An 18,872-nucleotide genomic window follows, 5' to 3' on the forward strand; every position below is an offset into this window, starting at 1 on the left:
TAGGTCACCCGGGTCAGACTTTGAGGTATTTCCGCGTTGTCAGGAATGTCGGGATCACGGCCAGGACCAGGCCGACGACGACCATGATCAGCGTGGCGCGGAAGGTTTCGGTCGCGCCGACCCACTGCCACACGCGGAACGTCTCCTGGGCCCGCTGCATGACCACGAAGTACACGCCGACCCACAAGGTGCCGCAGGCGAAGACCGCGCCGATCAGCGCCGCCAGCACCGCTTCCAGGAGGAACGGCAGCTGGATATAGAAGTTCGAGGCGCCCACCAGGCGCATGATGCCTATCTCCCGTCTCCGGGCGTACGCCGCCAGCCGGATCGTGTTGGAGATCTGCATCAGGGCCGCGACCAGCAGCAAGCCGGCCGAGATCAGCGCGCCGACTTGCAAGCCGTTGAGGGCCTTGAACAGCGGATCGAGGTACTGGCGCAGGTCCTGGACGGTGTCGACGCCGGGGAGACCGGCGACGGCGCTGACCAGGTTCTGATATCGCGTCGGATCTCGCAGCTTGACCCGGAAGGACTCCTGCATCTGGTCCTCGGTGACCGTGCTGACGATCGGCGAGTCCTTGTACAGCTTCTTGAACGACTCGAACGCTTCCTTCTTCGACTCCGAGAACACGCCGTCGGGCGCGGTGTCCGGGTTCGTCTGGATGACCTGCTGGATCCGGTTCTTCTGCTCCTGCGTCACCTCGGCGCCGGAGCAGCCGCGGCCGCCGGAGTCCTTGGTGCACAGGAACACCGAGATCTGGATCTTGTCGTACCAGTTCCCCTTCATCAGGTCGACCTGCTCGCGGGCGAGCAGCGCGCTGCCGAACAGCGACAGCGAGACCCAGATGGTGACGACGACCGCGATCGTCATCGAGAGGTTCCGCTTCAGGCCGATGCCGAGGTCGGAGAGGATGTAGTTCAAGCGCATCAGTCAGTCAGTCCCCTGGTCAGTGCTGGTAGCCGTAGACGCCGCGCGACTCGTCGCGGACGACATGGCCGTTCTCCAGCTCGATCACGCGCTTGCGCATCTGGTCGACGATCGAGACGTCGTGGGTGGCCATCACCACGGTCGTCCCGGTCCGGTTGATCCGGTCGAGCAGCTTCATGATGCCGACCGACGTACCGGGGTCGAGGTTTCCGGTGGGCTCGTCGGCGATCAGGATCATCGGCCGGTTCACGAACGCGCGGGCGATCGCGACGCGCTGCTGCTCACCGCCGGACAGCTCGTCCGGCATCCGGTCCTCCTTGCCGTCCAGACCGACCAGCTCGAGGACCTCGGGCACCGTCTTGCGGATGTGCGCGCGGGGCTTGCCGATCACCTGCAGCGCGAACGCCACGTTCTCGGCGACGGTCTTGTTCGGCAGCAGCCGGAAGTCCTGGAACACGGTGCCGATCTGGCGCCGCATCTGCGGGATCCGCCAGCTGGCCAGCCGGTTCAGGTCCTTGCCGGCGACCATGATGTGACCTCTGGTCGTGCGGTGCTCACGCAGGACCAGACGAAGGAACGTCGACTTGCCGGACCCGGAGGTTCCGACCAGGAAGACGAACTCGCCCTTCTCGATCTCGACGTTGACGTTCAGCAGAGCGGCCTTGGACTGGCCCTCGTACGTCTTGGACACATTCTCGAAGCGGATCACGGGTTCATCCGGCCGTGGTCGGGAACAGGGAGCGACGCGACGGTAACCACGAAGTGCACCGTACGCCACCGGAGCGGCCGGCGATCAGTCTAGGCGCTCCACGGCGTGCCGCCGACCAGGCGTGCCGGTCCGTACACCCGCGTCCGATACCCGGTGCGTTTGAAACAGCTGTATGTCAGGCGGGGGCCGGCGAAGGGGTGCCGTTGCCGTTGTCCGGGCGGGCGCCGGCGATCCGGGCGACGCCGGCGTCGGGTTTGCGGCCGGCTCGACGGGCGGCTTCGACGTGCAACCGGGCCAGCTCGACAGCCTGGCGGGAGACCTTCACGGTCTTCTTCTCAGCCATGGTCACTGTCTCCCTCGACGACCTCGATGTCGGTGTCCGCGATATCAGCGTACGCGGACGCGCCGATGCGGTCGATCGCTACGGCGGCGGTCAGCGCGGCGACCAGATCGTAGTCCTCGGGTTGTAACAACTCCGACCTCATGAGTGAACGCAGCGTCACCACACCGGCGTCCGTCCCGGCGTCCTCACCCTCGAGAATCTGCTCCACCGCCCATCGGACCATCCGCATGGTCTCCTCGCGGTGCCGCCAGGTGTCGAGCTCGCGATCGGACTTCCGCGTCAGGTAAGACCCCAGGAACACGCCACCGAGCGCGAGCAGCGGACTCAGGAACGTCATCACGACCCCGACGATCGAGATCCAGGTAGGGATCACGGACACACCTCAGCACTCATTCGTGTCCTCCCAATTCCGTGGTCTTGACCGGTCGATGATGCTACGAAGGAGCATTCCACTCGCCACCGACAAACCAGGATGACAAGGAGTCAGGTCACCGTGACGGACGAGCAGGACCGCTACGACGTGTTCGTGCAGGGGACGGTGTTCCTCGACATCGTCATGACCGGTCTGGCGTCCGCCCCGACCACCGGTACGGAGATCTTCGCCGAGGGCATGGGGTCGTGCCCGGGTGGTGTCGCGAACTTCGCGATCGCGGCCGCGCGGCTCGGTCTGCGGACCGGGCTCGCCTCGGTGTTCGGTGACGACGCGTACGCCGACTTCTGCTGGCGGACCCTCGCTGACCAGGAGGGCGTGGACCTGTCGCACTCGCGGCGGATCGGCCACTGGCACTCGCCGGTCACGGTGTCGATGTCGATCGACCGTGACCGGGCGATGGTCACGCACGCGCACGAGGCGCCGGGCGATCCGAGCAAGCTGGTGGGGCCGGGGCTGAAGACGCGGTCGGCGATCGTTCCGGTGGCGGAGGAACTGCCGGGCTGGACGGTCGAGGCGCGGCAGTCCGGTGCGCTGTTGTTCGGTGACGTCGGCTGGGATCCGACCGACGAGTGGTCGCCGGCCGTGCTCGACGTACTCGAAGGGTTCCACGCCTTCACGCCGAACGCGGGTGAGGCGATGGCCTACACCCGCACCGACACCCCGAAGGCTGCGCTGCACAAGTTGGCCGACCGCGTACCGCTCGCGGTGGTGACGAACGGCGCGGACGGCGTACTGGCGATCGACTCGGAGACCGGTGAGGAGGAGCAGGTGCCGGCGCTGCCGGTGCGTTCGTACGACCCGACCGGCGCCGGCGACGTGTTCCTCGCCTCACTCGTGCTGGGCACCCTCCGCGGCTGGCCGCTCGCCCACCGCCTGGCCTTCAGCAACCTGTGCGCCGGCCTCTCGGTCCAGCACTTCGGCGGCTCCCTCGCGGCGCCCGGCTGGGGCGACATCATCGACTGGGTGCGCGACCACAGCCGTCACCGCCCCGGCGATGTCGACCCCGCCGTACTCGAGCACTACGCCTTCATCGGCGACGTTCTCCCGGCCGGTCCCGTCCCGATCGTCCGTCGCGCCTCAGCCACGATTGCGCGCCTGTCGGACGCCTGACGCGCCCACCGTCAGCGCGACCAGGACGAGCAGTACGCCGCCGCCCAGGAAGCCCCAGGACGGCGCCGCGTGCTCGAGCACCAGCCCGGCGGTCGCCGACCCGGCGGCGGAGCCGAGGTTGTTGGCCGTGTTGATCCACGTACTCGCCTCAGTCCGTTGGTGCGGCGGCGTGACATCGTCGGCGGCCAGGTACGAGACCACGAACAGCGGGGCGACCGCGGCACCGGCGATGGCCAGCACGCCCCCGAGCACGACCAGGTCGGTCACGAACGACGCCGCGAGCAGTCCGGCGGCCAGTACGGCGATCAGCCCGCCGAGATGGGTCGACCAGGACCGGGTATGACGCCGGCGCGCCCAGAGCATCCCGCCGACCACACTGCCCGCCGCGATCACCGCCTCGACGTACCCGGCCGCTCCGGGGCGTCCTGCGTGCTGCGCGACGCCCGCCACGCAGACGTACGCCGCGCTGATCCCGGACGCGGTGATCATGATGACGAGCAGGATCCGTCGCAGACCGGGGATCACCAACGGCCCCAACGGATGCCGGGTCGGTGCCGACGCTGACGTCGACGTCGTCACCGGGCTCGTCACCATTGCGATCGTGCCGACAACCATCAAGGCGGCCGAGCAGCCGAGCGCGGCCGGTGCGGACACGAGGCTGATCAGGGTGCCGGCGATCAGCGGCCCGCCGAGGAACAAGCACTCCTCGGAGACCGCGTCGAGGGCGTACGCGCGTTCCTTCAGCACGGAGCCCCCGGTGAGCAATCGCCAGTTCGACCGCATCGACGGCCCCAAAGGCGGCGCGAGCAACCCGGTCGCGCCGACGAGGAGCAGTACGGCGGCATCCGACGTACCGAATGCTGCGATGGCAACCAGGCCGGCGGATGCACCTAGTGCGAGGGGCGGCAGGACGCGGCGCTGGCTGTAACGGTCGACGAGCCGCGCTTTGTACGGCATCGACAACGACGCGAACCCGAACACCGCGACCGCGGCACCGGCCGTCGCGAAGGAATTGGTGGACTGCTGGACGGTGAAGAGCAGAGACAACGGGAGCAGGCCGTACGACAGCCGGCCGAGCAACGCAGGCACGAACGTGCGCAGCGCCGACGGCAACAGCAGGACGTCACGGTAGCTCCCGGCACGAGTTGTGCCGGACACGAGAACGCTCCTAGAGAGACGGAATGAGGCTCGAACCACGCGAGGCGTGGGAGCCGTCTCTAGTCACGGGGCGAGAACATGCGGGCCAGCCTACAGGTCGTTCTCGGCGGCTGGAAATGTCCACGTACTGGGCTTCGCCGGTCGTAGGGTCTGAGGTGGTGCGCGGGCTGTGGGACCGCGCTGGACGAGAGGTGCAGGCGATGACGATCAGTCGGCGGCAGGTACTCGGGCTCGGAACTGGGTTGGCCGCGATGGCCGTGGCGGGATGCGGGTCGAACTCCGGGCGACCGTCGTCCGGGGGGTCGGACGGGTCGAAGCCGGCGCTCCAGCAGTGGTACCACCAGTACGGCGAGGCGGGCACGCAGCAGGCGGTGGAAAAGTACGCGAAGGCGTACCCGGATGCGACCGTGACGATCCAGTGGTCGCCGGGTGACTACGAGAAGAAGGCCGCGACGGCGCTGCTCACCGACCAGGGCCCGGACGTGTTCGAGTACCCGAACGGGCCGACGATCGACATGATCAAGGGCAATCAGGTCGTCGAGCTGACCGATCTGCTGGGCGACGCGAAGAGCGACTTCAACGCTGCGCTGCTCGAGCGGATGTCGTACCAGGGCAAGCTGTACGCGATCCCACAGGTGATCGATATGCAGCTGCTTGTGTACCGCAAGAGTCTGCTGAGCGCGGCCGGCGTACAACCGCCGCAGACCGTCGACGAACTGCTGGCCGCCGCGAAGAAGCTCACCAACAACAAGACCAAGGGCCTGTTCGTCGGCAACGACGGCGGCGTCGGCGTGCTCGGCGGGCCGGCACTCTGGTCGGCCGGTGTCGACTACCTGACCAAGGACAACCAGTTCGGTTTCGACGACCCGGCCGCGTTCGAGTCGCTGCGCAAACTGCGGGAGTTCTGGGCGTCGAAGGTGTTGTTGCTCGGGGCACCGACCGACTGGTCCGACCCGGCCGCATTCACGCAGGGCCTGACCGCGATGCAGTTCACCGGCCTGTGGACGCTCCCGGTGATCGAGAAGGCGCTCCCCGGCGACTACGGCGTACTTCCCTGGCCGAAGCTGAACGCCACCACCGGCGCACCGAGTGTCCCGGTCGGGGCGTTCGGCGCGTGCGTGAACGCGAAGTCGAAGAACCTCGACGCCGCGAAGAAGTTCATCAAGTGGCTGTGGGTGGATCAGACCGACGACCAGCTCGACTTCGCGCAGTCGTACGGCTTCCACGTGCCGGCCCGCAAGAGCCTGTCGGAGAAGGCGGACAAGCTGAAGTCCGGCCCGGCCGCGGACGCGGTCAAGCTGCTGAACGAGAACGGCCGCCCGCAGAACCCGATGCTCTGGTCACCGAAGGCCAGCTCGGCGTACTCCGACGCGCTGAACAAGATCATCCGCAGCGGCGCCGACCCGGCGGCCGAGATCAAGACCGTCAAGTCGGTGACCGAGGCCGAACTCAAGCGGATCACCGGTTGACAACCGGACGCGGCCCCCCACCGTCAGGTGAGGGGCCGCGTCCGTGCCGAGCTGGTGTCAGACGACGTTGACGTTCTCCGCCTGCTGACCCTTCGGGCCCTGGACGACGTCGAACTCGACGCGCTGGTTCTCGTCGAGGCTACGGAAGCCGTCGGTCTGGATGGTGGAGTAGTGGACGAACACGTCCGCTCCGCCGCCGTCGACGGTGATGAAGCCGAAACCCTTCTCGGCGTTGAACCATTTCACAGTTCCCTGTGCCATGTTGTTGCTCCTTCGTGGAGATGGGGCGCACCGCGGTCGCGGTAGACCCGGCCGTTGTCGCACCGGCGGCACACCATCTCTCACAAGGAAAGATCGGGATAAACCACAGCTACTGAAAATCGACCTACCCCATCCAACCACGAATCCGCACAATTCATTCCCATCGGCCGCGCCGGGCGTGGCAGGGTAGGCGCATGCTGAGCCTGCAACCGCTGACCGACGACGACCGCGAGCTGATCGAGCTGGCCCGCCGTACGGTCGATGCGAACACCGACGGACCCGACGGTGTCTACACGATGGGCGCCGCGGTCCGCGGGGCGGACGGCCGGATGTACGCCGGTATCAACCTGTACCACTTCACCGGCGGCCCCTGCGCCGAACTGGTCGCCCTCGGCCGCGCCCGCGCCGAAGGGGCCCGCGAGCTCACCACGATCGTAGCCGTAGGCAACGAAGGTCGTGGCGTGGTCGGCCCGTGCGGTCGCGACCGCCAGGTCTTCGTCGACTACCACCCCACGATCCGCGTCATCCTGCCGACCGAGAACGGCCCCGCCTCGGTCCTGGCCACCGACCTCCTGCCCGGCGCCTACCGCTGGACCCCTTAGACCGCTGGGATGATGTCCTTGCCGTAGGCCGCGAGGGTCTCCTCCTTGGCGTCGTGCTGGAGGTAGACGGCGAACTGGTCGACGCCGAGTTCCTTGAGTTCGGCCAGTCGCGCGAGGTGGTTCTCGACCGGGCCGAGGATGCAGAAGCGGTCCACGACCTCGTCCGGCACGAAGTCGGTGTGCGTGTTCCCGGCGCGCCCGTGCTCGGCGTAGTCGTACCCCTTGCGCCCCTCGATGTAGTCGGTCAGCGCCTGCGGCACGGCCCCTGACGTCCCGTACCGCGCGACGATGTCCGCGACATGGTTCCCGACCATCCCGCCGAACCAGCGGGTCTGTTCACGCTGGTGATCCAGGTCGTCCCCGACGTACGCCGGTGCCGCGACGCAGAACTTGATCGCCATCGGATCGCGGCCGGCCTGCTCCGCCGACCGACGTACCGCGGTGATCATCCACTCCGCGATGTCCGGATCCGCCAGCTGCAGGATGTACCCGTCGCCGACCTCGCCGGTCGCCTTGAGCGCGCGGGGGCCGTACGCCGCGACCCACACGTCGAGCGCGCCGTTCTCGACCCACGCGAGCTTCAGCTCCTGCCCGCGGTGCTTGACGGTCTCGCCACGCGCGAGCGACCGCACCACTTCGACGCACTGCTTCATCTCCTCAATCGTCCCCGGCTGCGCGCCGAGCGTCCGCAGCGCCGAGTCGCCGCGCCCGATCCCGCAGATCGTCCGGTTGCCGAACATCTCGTTCAAGGTGGCGAACTGGGACGCGATCACCGTCCAGTCCCGCGTGCCCGGATTCGTCACCATCGGCCCGACGATCACGCGGCGCGTGGCCGCGAGGATCTGGCTGTAGATCACGAACGGCTCCTGCCAGAGCAGGTGCGAGTCGAACGTCCACACGTACGAGAACCCGGCGTCCTCCGCCTTCCGGGCCAGCTCCACGACCGTGGACGCGGGCGGATCACACTGGAACACCACACCGAAGTCCACGACATCCCCCTACATCAGATAAGACGACAGGCCGCGCTTCAGGAACTTCCCCCGGCCCTTCCGGCCATGGTAGTTGCCGTCAGCCACGATCACCTCGCCGCGCGACACGACGGTGCCCACCCGGCCCTTGATCTCGACCCCTTCGTACGCCGAGTGGTCCATGTTCATGTGGTGCGTCTCGACGCCGATCCGCGTCGTACCGTTCGGGTCGTAGATCACCAGGTCGGCGTCCGATCCGGGCTGCACGATCCCCTTCTGCGGATACAGCCCGAACATGCGGGCCGGCGTGGTCGCGATCGTCTCCACCCAGCGCTCCAGCGACAGCTTCCCGTCCACCACACCCTGGAAGACCAGGTCGACGCGGTGCTCGACGCCGCCGATCCCGTTCGGGATCTTCGAGAAGTCGCCGAGGCCGAGCTCCTTCTGGTCCTTCATGCAGAACGGGCAGTGGTCGGTCGACACGATCGCCAGCTCGTTGTTCCGCAGGCCCTTCCACAGGTCCCGCTGGTGCGACTCGTGCTTGCTGCGCAGCGGCGTCGAGCAGACCCACTTCGCGCCCTCGAACCCGGGCGCGCCGAGCTGGTCCTCGAGCGTCAGATACAGGTACTGCGGGCAGGTCTCGGCGAACACGTTGCGACCCGCGTGCCGCGCCTCGGCGACCTTTTCGAGCGCCTGACTCGCGGACAGGTGGACGATGTACAGCGGGCAGTCCTGCGCGACCTCGGCGAGCGCGATCGCGCGGTTCGTCGCCTCCGCCTCGAGCGCGGCCGGGCGGGTGATGCCGTGGTAGATCGGGTCGGTCTGGCCCTTGGCGATCGCCTGCTGCACGAGGACGTCGATCGCGATGCCGTTCTCCGCGTGCATCATGATCATCGCGCCGTTCTCACGCGCGGTCTGCATCGCGCGGAGGATCTGCCCATCGTCGGAGTAGAAGACGCCCGGGTAGGCCATGAACAGCTTGAAACTCGTGATGCCCTCGTCGGCGACCAACTGGTCCATCGCCTTCAGCGCGTCGGCGTCGACACCGCCGAGAATCATGTGGAACGCGTAGTCGACGTGGCACTCGCCCTCGGCCTTCGCGTGCCACGCGGCGAGCCCGTCCTGCACGACCTCGCCGGTGCGTTGCACGGCGAAGTCGATGATCGTCGTGGTTCCGCCGTACGCCGCCGCACGCGTGCCGGTGTCGAACGTGTCGCTGGCCGCGGTACCGCCGAACGGCAGCTGCATGTGCGTGTGCGCGTCGATCCCGCCCGGGATCACGTACTTGCCGGAGGCATCGAGTACTTCGTCGACCGCGATCGTCGGGCTGAACGACGGGTCGAGGACCGCGACGATCTTCTCGCCCTCGATCAGCACGTCCGCGACCCGGGCCCCGGTCGGTCCGACGACGGTTCCACCCTTGACGAGCAAAGACATCGGAGTTCCCCTTCTACGGTTTCGTCAGGTCTCCGTACGCGTCGGGGCGGCGGTCGCGGTAGAACTGCCAGCGGTCCCGGACGGTGTCCAGCAGGCCGAGATCCAGATCGCGGACGATCAGTTCCGGATCGTGGTCGTGCCCGACGTCGCCGACGAACTTCCCCTCCGGGTCGACGAAGTACGACGTGCCGTAGAAGTCGTTGTCGCCGAACTCGGACTCGATGCCGACCCGGTTGATGGCGCCGATGAAGTACTCGTTCGCGACCGCGGAGGCCGGCTGCTCGAGCTTCCACAGGTACGCCGACAGTCCGCGGCTGGTCGCCGACGGGTTGAAGACGATCTTCGCGCCGGCCAGGCCGAGCGCCCGCCAGCCCTCGGGGAAGTGCCGGTCGTAGCAGATGTAGACGCCGATCCGGCCGACCGCGGTGTCGAAGATCGGGTACCCGAGGTTGCCCGGCCGGAAGTAGAACTTCTCCCAGAAGCCCTTCACCTGCGGGATGTGGTTCTTCCGGTACTTGCCCAGATAGGTGCCGTCGGCATCGACGACCGCGGCGGTGTTGTACAGCACGCCCGGCTGCTCCTGCTCGTACATCGGCAGCACCATCACCATCCCGAGCTCCTGCGCCAGCGCGGCGAACCGCTCGGTGGTGGGTCCTGGCACGGATTCGGCGTACTCGTAGTACTCGGCGTCCTGTTTCTGGCAGAAGTACGGCCCGTAGAACAGTTCCTGGAAGCAGATCACCTTCGCACCCGCAGCGGCAGCCTGCCGCGCGTAGTCCTCGTGCGCCTTGATCATGGACTCCTTGTCACCCGTCCACGACGTCTGAACAAGCGCAGCCCTGACAACGTCCGCCACAAGACCTCCCCAAGTAGAGGTCCCATGCTCTATCCCTTCCCCACCAACCGTCAACGGATGCCGGAGATCGCGGTCAGAACGTGAACGTGCGCGGCGGGGCGGGGAGGACGTGGCCGCCTACGGTGGCGTGGGTTGGGGGATCGTAGGTCGCGTAGAGGTGGGAGCCGGTGCCTTGGATGACCAGGAGGTCTCGGGTCAGTTGGGCGGTTAGTTGGGTTACGGCGGAGCCGGTGGCTTCGTCTTCCTCGACGTTCATGGCGGGGGCGAAGGCTCGGGCTCGGATGATGCCGGCGGGCTCGTCCTGCCAGGACCAGAGGAAGGTGTGGCCGGCGGTGTACGTCGTGGGGTCGGCGGCCAGGACCTCCTCGGGTGAGGAGAGTTGGCGCCAGTCCCAGGGGCTGCCCCAGGCCGTGTCGGCTCGGACGGCGAAGAGGTCGCCGGAGCGGGTGACGGGGATCGGGCCGGCGGGGACGTGCAGGGTGTCGACCGGGTGGCCGTGGGTGTGGAGCCAGGCGGCGGCGCCGACTGTCGGGTGGCCGGCGAAAGCCATCTCGCCGGTGGCGGTGTAGATACGGAGCGTGCCGGTGGCAGCGTCGTCGACGTACACGGTCTCGCTGTAGCCGAGTTCGGCGGCCACGCGCTGCCGGTCGCTCTCACCGACGAGGCGGCCGTCGACGATGCCCAGTGGGTTGCCGAACCGGCCGTCCGGGTCGGTGAAAACCCTGACGACCTCGACCCGGAGGTCCGTCAACTCAGAGAACGACGATCGCGGCAACGATCGCGATCAGCAGCACCGCGCCGCCGACGATCGCGAGGACCCGGCCGTTGACCTTCGGTTCGCTGGTGGCCTCGGCCTGGCCTTCGTTGACGAAGGCGCGGAACATCTGCGTGTTCGCGCCCGGGTCCTGCTCGTTCTCCACGTTCTGCGGGGCGTTCTGGTCAGCCATGGCCCAAGACCCTACCTGCCACCGGTGGCGGGCCAGCAGACCGCCCGCCGAAGCCTCACACAGACCTGATGTACCATTTGGTACATGCGCTTCGATCATTCCAGCACGATCCAGGCCCCGGCCGACCGGGTCTGGGAGGTTTTCAGCGACGTCGAGCGGTGGCCCGACTGGACCCCGACCGTCGATTCCGTCGAGCGGCTGGACGCGGGCCGGATCCACGTCGGCTCCCGCACCCGGATCCGCCAGCCCAAGCTCCCGGTCGCCGTCTGGGAGGTGACAGAGCTCAAGGAGGGCGAGTACTTCGAGTGGGTCTCGAAGGCCCCCGGGATCAAGACCACCGGCGGCCACCGCGTGATCAGCACGCCGGAGGGCACTGTCGCGACCGCGACCATCGTCCAGGAGGGCCCGCTCGGCTGGCTCTTCGGCAGGCTGTACGCCAAGCTCACCCGGGACTACATCGCCACCGAGACCGCGAAACTGAAGGAAGTCAGTGAGTCGAGCAAGCCTGCTGGGTGAGGCCGTCGAGCATTTCGCGAAGAACGGGATCGGGGACGCGAGTCTGCGCAGTATCGCGACCTCGATCGGCACCAGTCACCGGATGCTGATCTACCACTTCGGCTCCCGCGAGGGACTGCTCGCCGAGGTGGTCCGCACGGTCGAGCAGCAGCAACGCGATCTCCTCGCCGACCTGAGCGAGTCGCAGCGACCGATCGCGGAGCAGGCCGAGGAGTTCTGGCGCCGTGTCACCGAGGCCGCGCTCGTCTACGGCCCGCTGTTCTTCGAGCTCAGCGCGCACGCGATGCAGGACCTGCCCCACACCGAGTCCCTCAAGGCGGACCTGATCAACGTCTGGCTGCCGCCGCTGATCGAGCTCTGCGTACGCGCGGGCCTCCCGCCGGCGGAGGCCCCGGCGTACGCGCGCCTCGGTCTGGCCGCCTCGCGTGGCCTGCTCTTCGACTTGCTGCTGACCGGCGATCGCGCGGGCGTCGACGAGGCGTCCGCGCTGCTCAACCGGCTGTTCAGGCTCCCGGTTCAGTAGGCCTTTCGACCCGGCCCGCCACGATCGGCAGCCGCGAGTCCCGCAGTACGGCGGTGAACGCGAACGGCCTGTCCAGCGTGAGCTCCAGGCGACGCTCCTGCCGGGTGACCATCGCGGCCCGTGTCATCGCGACCGCGGTCACCGCCGCGGCCTCGAACCCGGTCGCGAAGAACCGCGCGAGCACCTTCTGCTTCGCCTGCCCGACCTGGAGCGGCGTCGGGCTGAGCGCGCTGAAGTGCCCGTGCGCCCCCGGATCCGACGTGACCGCGGTCAACCCGAACAGCTCCCGAGACGCGAGCAGATCGTGCTCGACCTCGATGCTGAACGACGGCAACGACACCTTCACATCCGGCCGCGACGCCGTGTTCCGCCCGATCCGCAACCCCGGCCCGGGATCGTCCTCGGCAATCAACTGACTTCCAGGTACGCCGTCCGTCGGGCGAGCCGCCGCGTCCAACAGCCGCGGGAGTACGTCGTCACCGTCGCCGATTCCCAGCAGTACGTCGACATCCGCGTCGCCTCGCACCGTGACCACGGTGAGGTCGTCGTACCGCCGTACCGAATCCAGGTCGAAGTCCGTGCGCTCGAGCCAGTGCCATGAACCGGCCCACGGGCCTGCGGCGACCCGACGGATCTGTTCGGTGAACGGGCGGACCCAGGTGGTGCGGAGCAGCAGCGCCGAGGCGAGGACGAGCATCACGTCGCCGTCGAGGTCGACCGGCATCTCGCGGATCAGGTCGTCGGTGTGGTCGGCGGCCCAGGCGTCGAGTTTCGCCTTGTCCACGGTCGGGTTGCCGGTCAGCAGGCCGACGAGCGGCGCGGGCATCACGCCGTCGAACGATTCGGCGAGCTTGAGCTGCTCGCTGACCCACACGCCGAGCGCGGCGTTCAGATCGGCGGAGGCTTCGATCGTCTCGATCAGGCGGATCGCGTCGGTCGACCCGGTCGCCGGGTCCACCCCAGCGGCCGCGGCGAGTTCGGTGCGTCCGGGCTCGTCGGCACCGGTCGCGAGGATCGCCAGCAACGGCCAGAGGCCGAGGCCGGCCACCACCGTGTTCTCCGCCGGCAGCGTCCGGGCCCAGCGGGTGGTGAGGTCGTTGACTGCGCGCACCACGTCGGCATCCATATCCCCAGCCTGCCACACGCGAGTATTTGCCGGAATGACGCTGATTTTCATTTCAGAGGTGCTGTGGGTGGTCGTCCGGCCGCACTCTGTTGTGTCAGTATGCGCACCGTGAGTACGCCAACCGAGGTCGAGGAAAAGCCCGAGACGACGGAGAAAGAGCCGTCTGGGTCCTCGATCGCGTTCACCGCAACGCTCGTGCTGCTGGTAGGACTCGCGCTGTTCGGGCGGCGGTTGTTCAACGGGTGGTTCACCGACGACGGGATCCGCACCTGGGCGACGATGTTCGTCGGCGTGACCGTGCAGGCGCTGCCGTTCCTGGTGCTCGGCGTACTGCTCTCGGCCGCCCTCACTGCCTTCGTCCCGGCGTCGTTCTTCGCGAAGGCACTCCCGAAGCATCCAGCCCTCGCCGTACCGGTGGCCAGCGCGTCCGGGGTCGTACTCCCGGGCTGCGAGTGCGCGTCGGTCCCGGTGTCGGCGGCGTTGATGAATCGTGGCGTCACCCCGGCCGCGGCGATCGCGTTTCTGTTGTCCGCGCCGGCGATCAACCCGGTAGTACTGGCGTCGACCGCGGTGGCGTTCCCGGGCCAGCCGAAGGTCGTGGTCGCCCGCGCAGTGACCTCGCTCGCGGTGTCGATGATCCTCGGCTGGTTGTGGTTGCTGACCGGCAAGGGCGGGTCGTGGCTGAAGATGCCGAAGAACCGGCACGCGCACGACGACTCCAAGTTCGACGTGTTCCGGTCCGCGATGCTGCACGACTTCCTGCACGCCGGCGGGTTCCTGGTGGTCGGCGCGGCCGCCGCGGCCACGTTGAACGTCGTCGTCCCGCGGGCCTGGCTCGACCACGTCGCGGGGAATCTCCTGCTGTCGGTGCTGATCCTCGGGCTGCTCGCCGTACTGCTGGCGATCTGTTCCGAGGCGGACGCGTTCGTGGCGGCCAGCCTCTCGCAGTTCTCGCTGACCGCGCGGCTCGCGTTCATGGTGGTCGGCCCGATCGTCGACGTGAAGCTGATCGCCTTGCAGACCGGAACGTTCGGCCCGAAGTTCGCCGTACGGTTCGCACCGGCCACCTTCGTGGTCGCGATCCTGACCAGTCTCCTCGTGGGGTGGTGGTTGCTGTGAAGCGCAACGTTGCCGGGTTGGTGATCGTGTTCGTCGGGGCTGCGATGGTGCAGCTCGCGACGTCCGGGGTTTACCTGCGGTACGTGAAGCCCGGGATGCGGTGGATGCTGCTCGCGGCCGGTGTCGTGCTGATCGCGCTCGCGGTGACCGACGTGGTCGTGCGGTCCCGCCAGACCCATGACCACGGTCTGCCGCGCGCCGCCTGGCTGCTCCTGATCCCGGTCTTCGCGCTGCTCGTCGTGGATCCGCCCGCGCTCGGCGCAGACGCTGCGCAACGGCAGTCACCGGTCGCCGCGAAACCAGCGAAACCCGTCGATCCGCAGGGCAATGCGTACTGGGGCGACGAGTCGCACGGCCCCAAGCCAATGACGGTTCGCGACTACTCGGTCTGGGCGGTGTGGGAGAAGGAGACGATGCAGGGCCGCTCGTTCCAGCTCACCGGTTTCGTCACCCCGGCGAAGAACGGCGTCTGGTACGTGACCCGCATCGGCCTGACCTGCTGCGTCGCGGACGGTACGGCGTTCATGGTCGAGGCCCGCGGTCAGGCCGCGCCGGCGAAGAACCAATGGATCACGGTGACCGGCAAGTGGGCCGAGCCGACGAAGCGCGTCGACGGCGACGTCGCCGCACTCACGGTCGAGACCGTCAAGCCGGTCGCCGCTCCGGCCAACCCCTACGAGTAGTTCACCCAGCCGGCCACGACGGGAACTCCGGTCGGTCGATGTACGGCGATGAACCCGAACGGCCGCTCAAGGTTCACGTATAGGGCCTTCGCGCTCAACGCAGCGCCCGCGGCCATGGCCATCGCGGTGACCGCGGCCGCTTCGAACCCGGTCGCGGAGAACCGCGCCATCACGGCCTGCCGCGCCTGGCCTAGTGCCAACGGCTGCGGGCTCAGCCCCGGGAAATGCCCGCTGCCCGCGTCCGATGCGGACACCAGCCCGAACACTTCGGGATGCTGCAGCAGATCATGCTCCGCCTCGATCTCGAAGTACGGCATCGACAGTACGACGGTCGGCTGCATGGACTCGATGACCTCCACGCCAGGCGCCGACCGCTCCGCGGCGAGAACCTCGGACCCGCTCACCCCGTCCCCGTCGAGCTCTAGCGCCGCGGACAGTACGGCCGCACGCCCACCATCACCGACCACAAGCCGTACGTCGACCTCGCCGGTTCCCTGCACCGTCACCACGGTCAACGGACCCGCCGCACTGTCGTACACCCGCAAGCTGTCGAGGTCCGTATCCGCCCGGCTCAACCACCGTCGATCGTTCCGCGGGTACTCGTCGAACGGCAGCGCCCACTCCGTCTTCAGCACCAACGCCGACGCGAGCACCAGCAACACCTCAGGCGTGAGCTGGACTGGCATCCGCTGCAGCAATCCGTCCGTCTGCTCGACCACCCACGCGTCGAGTGCGGCGCGATCGGTCAGCGTCCCACGCACCTCCTGCGGCAGGAACCGGTCCACGCCCGGCTGCAGCTCGATCTCCGGTCGCGTCCACAGTCCCAACGCCATCCGCAACTCGGGAGCCTGCAGCAGACCGCCGTACCGTCCGCCCGCGGCCTCGGCCAGCTCCGTATGGGCAGGCTCGTCCGCGACCTCGGCCAGCATCGCGAGCAACGGCTGTACGCCGAGACCGGAGATCACGGTGCTGTCCTCGCCGGGCAGTTCGGCGATCCATCGAGCGGTCAGGCGACCGACTTGAGATGCGTCCACTCACACATCCTGACGCATCACCGTTGCATTCGCATGAAGCGCACAGTCGAGCCCAAGGTCCTGTACTTCGGTACGCCGGTAGTCCTGATCAGCTCCTCCAACCCCGACGGCACCACGAACCTCGCCCCGATGTCGTCCGCCTGGTGGCTCGGATACACCGCGATGCTCGGGATGGGGACGAGCGCCCAGACCGTGAAGAATCTCGTCGAGCGGCCGGAGATTGTGCTGAACCTGGTCGACCCCGACATGGTCGCCGCCCTCGACCGGATCGCCCTGCTGACCGGGTCGGAGGAGATGTCCGAGTCGAAGCGGGCACGCGGGTACCGGTACGTGCCGGACAAGTTCGCCGCCGGCGGCCTGACCCGCGAGCCGAGCGAGCTGTCGAGCCTGGATTCCGTCCAGGAGAGCCCGATCAACCTCGAAGGCCGGATCGAGGCGATCCGGGAGATCGGCGGGCCGGGTTCGCACCTGTGCACGTTGGAGATGAAGGTCGAGCGGGTCCGGGTTCGCGAGGACCTGCTGATGAGCAACGAACGCTACATCGACCCGCTGCGCTGGGATCCGCTGATCATGAAGTTCACGGAGTACTTCGCGGGCGGCGCTCCGGCGTACCCCTCATCACTCGCGCGCGGATGGCAGATGCCCCTGATGGTCAGCCTGACTTCACCAGGACCCGGGACTCCGTAGTCAGCGGGGTCCTGCGCCGCTTGATGATCGTGCAGGCCATGCCCCCGATCACCAGCGCCGCCGCGATCGCCTGCTGCAGGCCGACCGCCTCACCGCGCAGGACCCACGCGGCGGACATGCCGACGACCGGCACCAGCAGCGAGAACGGCGCGACCGTGCTGGCGTCGTACTGCCGGAGCAGGTAGCCCCAGACGCCGAACCCGAACAGGGTCGCCACGAAGGCGAGGTAGGCGATCGCGCCGATGCCGCTCAGGTCGATCGCGCGGATCGCGTCGACGTCTGCCTTCGGCCCTTCGGTGAGGAGGGAAAGGATCAGCAGCGGTACGACGGCGACGGCGCTGACCCAGACCATGAAACGCAGCGTGTCCGGCGGCTTCGCGTGCCGGGTGATCGTGTTGGCCACACCCCAGAACCCGGCCGCGACGATCACGAGCACCAGCGCTGGCAGCGGCGCCGACAGCTTGCGGTCGAGGACGATCAGCAGGATCCCGACGCACGCGATGACGATGCCGATGATCTGCGTGGGCCGCGGCCGCTCCCGCAGTACGGCGATCGCGAACAGGACCGTGAAGATCACCTGACTCTGCAGGACGAGCGACGACAGACCGGCCGGTACGCCGTGATCCATCGCGATGAACAGCAACCCGAACTTCGCGACGCCGAGTGCGAGTCCGACGCCCACGACGTACCGCCAGGCGACGCGTGGTTTGCCGAGCAGGAAGATCGCGGGGACGGCCGCGAAGAAGAACCGCAGCGCAGAGAGGAGGAGCGGCGGCATGCCTTCGAGACCGACCTCGATCACGACGAAATTGATGCCCCAGACAACAACGACGGCGAGGGCGAGGAGCAGGTCACGAGGCTTCATACGGTCCAGTGTTGGTCGGAGTACACTTAAGGACCAGCACCGATTGCTACCGCTAACGATGTAGGAGTGCTTCATGATCGATCTCGGACGGCTCAAGGCACTGCACGCGGTGGCGCAGTACGGATCGGTCAATCGGGCGGCCGAGGTGCTCGGCTACACGCCGTCCGCGGTGTCGCAGCAGCTGGCGAAGCTGGAGCGGGAGACCAGGACGACGCTGATCGAGCGGCAGGGGCGCGGGGTCGTGCTGACCGACGCGGCCCAGCAGTTGGCGTCGACGGCGGCACGGATTCTCGAGCTGGTCGAGGACGCCGAACTGACACTGGAAGAGCAACGTGGTCAGGCGATCGGGACGCTCAGCATCGCCGCGTTCCCGACCGCGGCGCGCGGGCTGTTGCCGCCTGCTCTCGCGCGGCTGGTCCACGATCACCATCAACTGGATGTCCGGGTGCTGGAGACGGACCCGTTCGAGGCGGTGGCCGCCGTCAACCGCGGCGAGATCGACGTCGCGATCGTTCACGACTGGCACAACACCCCACTCGGTCTACCCGAGGGCTTGTCGCGGGCGAAGCTCGGCAGCGATCCCGCCGACGTACTGGTCCCGGCGACGCATCGCCTGGCGGGCAAGGAGTTCGTGCGCGCGGAGGATCTCGTCGGCGAGCGGTGGATCTGCCAGCCGGTCGGGTCGATCTGCCACGAGTGGCTGATCCGGACGATGCGCCGCGCGGGCGTCGAGCCGGAGGTCGCGTACTCCGTCGCGGAGTACCAGACCCAGCTCGCGATGCTCGCCCGCGGCCTAGGCATCGGCCTGCTCCCCCGGCTCGGCCGCGGCCCGGTCCCTGACGGAGTGGTCGTCGTACCGCTGCAACCCGCGCCGAGTCGCCGCCTGTACGCCGTTTGGCGCACGACCACGTCGCGTCGCCCGGCGATCAGCGTCACGCTCGCGACCCTCAAAGCAGCCTGGCCGGACAGAGACACGGCTTGATCGCTTGTGATCGCTATCCACCTTCGGAAATGATCACCTTGCGCGACTGGTTGACAGCGTTCCGCGCCTGCCGTTAGGTTCACCTGAACTGTTAGGAAACCTTCCTAATCATCCTCCCC

At 68.0% G+C, this 18,872-nt stretch carries 23 protein-coding genes; 9 read left to right on the forward strand and 14 right to left on the reverse strand.

Annotated features, from left to right (window positions below):
- Positions 1-13: 13 nt before the first annotated feature.
- From ftsX to EV649_RS08505, 4 genes are all read right to left on the reverse strand, one after another.
- Positions 14-925, reverse strand: a complete 912-nt coding sequence (ftsX, locus tag EV649_RS08495) for a permease-like cell division protein FtsX (protein ID WP_130382150.1) — start codon at positions 923-925, stop codon at positions 14-16.
- A gap of 19 nt (positions 926-944) precedes the next feature.
- Positions 945-1,634 carry a cell division ATP-binding protein FtsE gene (gene ftsE, locus EV649_RS08500; RefSeq protein WP_130382152.1) on the reverse strand — a complete coding sequence of 230 codons (690 nt, stop codon included), beginning with the start codon at positions 1,632-1,634 and terminating at the stop codon, positions 945-947.
- A 175-nt stretch (positions 1,635-1,809) separates the two neighbouring features.
- The gene (locus tag EV649_RS40760; RefSeq protein WP_157996207.1) at positions 1,810-1,977 is read right to left on the reverse strand and encodes a hypothetical protein; all 168 of its coding nucleotides are present in this window, start codon (positions 1,975-1,977) and stop codon (positions 1,810-1,812) included.
- Entirely contained in the window at positions 1,970-2,350 is a 381-nt protein-coding gene (locus EV649_RS08505) for a hypothetical protein (protein WP_241997884.1), read from the reverse strand. The genes EV649_RS40760 and EV649_RS08505 overlap by 8 nt, the downstream gene beginning before the upstream one ends.
- A gap of 120 nt (positions 2,351-2,470) precedes the next feature.
- Between EV649_RS08505 and EV649_RS08510 the strand changes: the two genes are divergently transcribed.
- On the forward strand, positions 2,471-3,520 hold the full coding sequence (locus EV649_RS08510) for a PfkB family carbohydrate kinase (RefSeq protein WP_241997886.1): 1,050 nt from the start codon (positions 2,471-2,473) through the stop codon (positions 3,518-3,520).
- Here the strand turns inward: EV649_RS08510 and EV649_RS08515 are convergent.
- The gene (locus EV649_RS08515) at positions 3,488-4,678 is read right to left on the reverse strand and encodes an MFS transporter (protein ID WP_130382158.1); all 1,191 of its coding nucleotides are present in this window, start codon (positions 4,676-4,678) and stop codon (positions 3,488-3,490) included. The two genes, EV649_RS08510 and EV649_RS08515, sit on opposite strands and share 33 nt — an antisense overlap.
- 200 nt (positions 4,679-4,878) lie before the next feature.
- On the opposite strand from EV649_RS08515, the gene EV649_RS08520 reads away from it, so the two are divergent.
- On the forward strand, positions 4,879-6,147 hold the full coding sequence (locus EV649_RS08520; protein WP_130382160.1) for a sugar ABC transporter substrate-binding protein: 1,269 nt from the start codon (positions 4,879-4,881) through the stop codon (positions 6,145-6,147).
- A gap of 57 nt (positions 6,148-6,204) precedes the next feature.
- On the opposite strand, the gene EV649_RS08525 is transcribed toward EV649_RS08520, so the two are convergent.
- Positions 6,205-6,408 carry a cold-shock protein gene (locus EV649_RS08525; protein WP_130382162.1) on the reverse strand — a complete coding sequence of 68 codons (204 nt, stop codon included), beginning with the start codon at positions 6,406-6,408 and terminating at the stop codon, positions 6,205-6,207.
- Between the two features lie 194 nt (positions 6,409-6,602).
- Between EV649_RS08525 and EV649_RS08530 the strand changes: the two genes are divergently transcribed.
- Entirely contained in the window at positions 6,603-7,010 is a 408-nt protein-coding gene (locus EV649_RS08530; protein ID WP_130382164.1) for a cytidine deaminase, read from the forward strand.
- On the opposite strand, the gene EV649_RS08535 is transcribed toward EV649_RS08530, so the two are convergent.
- From EV649_RS08535 to EV649_RS08555, 5 genes are all read right to left on the reverse strand, one after another.
- Positions 7,007-7,999 carry a TIGR03842 family LLM class F420-dependent oxidoreductase gene (locus EV649_RS08535; RefSeq protein WP_130382166.1) on the reverse strand — a complete coding sequence of 331 codons (993 nt, stop codon included), beginning with the start codon at positions 7,997-7,999 and terminating at the stop codon, positions 7,007-7,009. The genes EV649_RS08530 and EV649_RS08535 overlap by 4 nt on opposite strands.
- A 9-nt stretch (positions 8,000-8,008) precedes the next feature.
- Entirely contained in the window at positions 8,009-9,415 is a 1,407-nt protein-coding gene (hydA, locus tag EV649_RS08540; RefSeq protein ID WP_130382168.1) for a dihydropyrimidinase, read from the reverse strand.
- Between the two features lie 13 nt (positions 9,416-9,428).
- On the reverse strand, positions 9,429-10,271 hold the full coding sequence (locus EV649_RS08545) for a nitrilase-related carbon-nitrogen hydrolase (RefSeq protein ID WP_130382170.1): 843 nt from the start codon (positions 10,269-10,271) through the stop codon (positions 9,429-9,431).
- 73 nt (positions 10,272-10,344) lie between these two features.
- A complete protein-coding gene (locus EV649_RS08550) occupies positions 10,345-11,022 on the reverse strand; it encodes a PhzF family phenazine biosynthesis protein (protein WP_130382172.1) in 678 nt (225 codons plus the stop codon).
- Position 11,023: 1 nt separating this feature from the next.
- Entirely contained in the window at positions 11,024-11,218 is a 195-nt protein-coding gene (locus EV649_RS08555) for a hypothetical protein (RefSeq protein WP_130382174.1), read from the reverse strand.
- 84 nt (positions 11,219-11,302) lie between these two features.
- On the opposite strand from EV649_RS08555, the gene EV649_RS08560 reads away from it, so the two are divergent.
- Positions 11,303-11,734 (forward strand): SRPBCC family protein, encoded by a 432-nt coding sequence (locus EV649_RS08560; protein WP_130382176.1) that lies wholly within the window; start codon positions 11,303-11,305, stop codon positions 11,732-11,734.
- The gene (locus EV649_RS08565; RefSeq protein WP_130382178.1) at positions 11,709-12,257 is read left to right on the forward strand and encodes a TetR family transcriptional regulator; all 549 of its coding nucleotides are present in this window, start codon (positions 11,709-11,711) and stop codon (positions 12,255-12,257) included. Before EV649_RS08560 ends, EV649_RS08565 begins: the two co-directional genes overlap by 26 nt.
- Here EV649_RS08565 and EV649_RS08570 read toward each other — a convergent pair.
- Positions 12,238-13,383 (reverse strand): serpin family protein, encoded by a 1,146-nt coding sequence (locus EV649_RS08570; RefSeq protein WP_130382180.1) that lies wholly within the window; start codon positions 13,381-13,383, stop codon positions 12,238-12,240. The genes EV649_RS08565 and EV649_RS08570 overlap by 20 nt on opposite strands.
- A 108-nt stretch (positions 13,384-13,491) precedes the next feature.
- Here EV649_RS08570 and EV649_RS08575 point away from each other — a divergent pair, with 108 nt between their 5' ends.
- Both EV649_RS08575 and EV649_RS08580 read left to right on the forward strand, forming a co-directional pair.
- Positions 13,492-14,502 (forward strand): permease, encoded by a 1,011-nt coding sequence (locus tag EV649_RS08575; protein WP_241997888.1) that lies wholly within the window; start codon positions 13,492-13,494, stop codon positions 14,500-14,502.
- The gene (locus EV649_RS08580) at positions 14,499-15,185 is read left to right on the forward strand and encodes a TIGR03943 family protein (RefSeq protein ID WP_241997890.1); all 687 of its coding nucleotides are present in this window, start codon (positions 14,499-14,501) and stop codon (positions 15,183-15,185) included. The genes EV649_RS08575 and EV649_RS08580 overlap by 4 nt, the downstream gene beginning before the upstream one ends.
- Here EV649_RS08580 and EV649_RS08585 read toward each other — a convergent pair.
- Positions 15,176-16,219, reverse strand: a complete 1,044-nt coding sequence (locus EV649_RS08585) for a serpin family protein (protein WP_241997892.1) — start codon at positions 16,217-16,219, stop codon at positions 15,176-15,178. The two genes, EV649_RS08580 and EV649_RS08585, sit on opposite strands and share 10 nt — an antisense overlap.
- Positions 16,220-16,252: 33 nt before the next feature.
- Here EV649_RS08585 and EV649_RS08590 point away from each other — a divergent pair, with 33 nt between their 5' ends.
- On the forward strand, positions 16,253-16,906 hold the full coding sequence (locus tag EV649_RS08590) for a flavin reductase family protein (RefSeq protein ID WP_130382184.1): 654 nt from the start codon (positions 16,253-16,255) through the stop codon (positions 16,904-16,906).
- Here EV649_RS08590 and EV649_RS08595 read toward each other — a convergent pair.
- A complete protein-coding gene (locus EV649_RS08595) occupies positions 16,872-17,771 on the reverse strand; it encodes an EamA family transporter (RefSeq protein WP_130382186.1) in 900 nt (299 codons plus the stop codon). The two genes, EV649_RS08590 and EV649_RS08595, sit on opposite strands and share 35 nt — an antisense overlap.
- Before the next feature lie 73 nt (positions 17,772-17,844).
- On the opposite strand from EV649_RS08595, the gene EV649_RS08600 reads away from it, so the two are divergent.
- Positions 17,845-18,753 (forward strand): LysR family transcriptional regulator, encoded by a 909-nt coding sequence (locus EV649_RS08600; protein WP_130382188.1) that lies wholly within the window; start codon positions 17,845-17,847, stop codon positions 18,751-18,753.
- The last annotated feature ends 119 nt before the right edge of the window (positions 18,754-18,872 follow it).

It is taken from the genome of Kribbella sp. VKM Ac-2569 (genome assembly GCF_004216905.1).
Lineage (GTDB): Bacteria > Actinomycetota > Actinomycetes > Propionibacteriales > Kribbellaceae > Kribbella.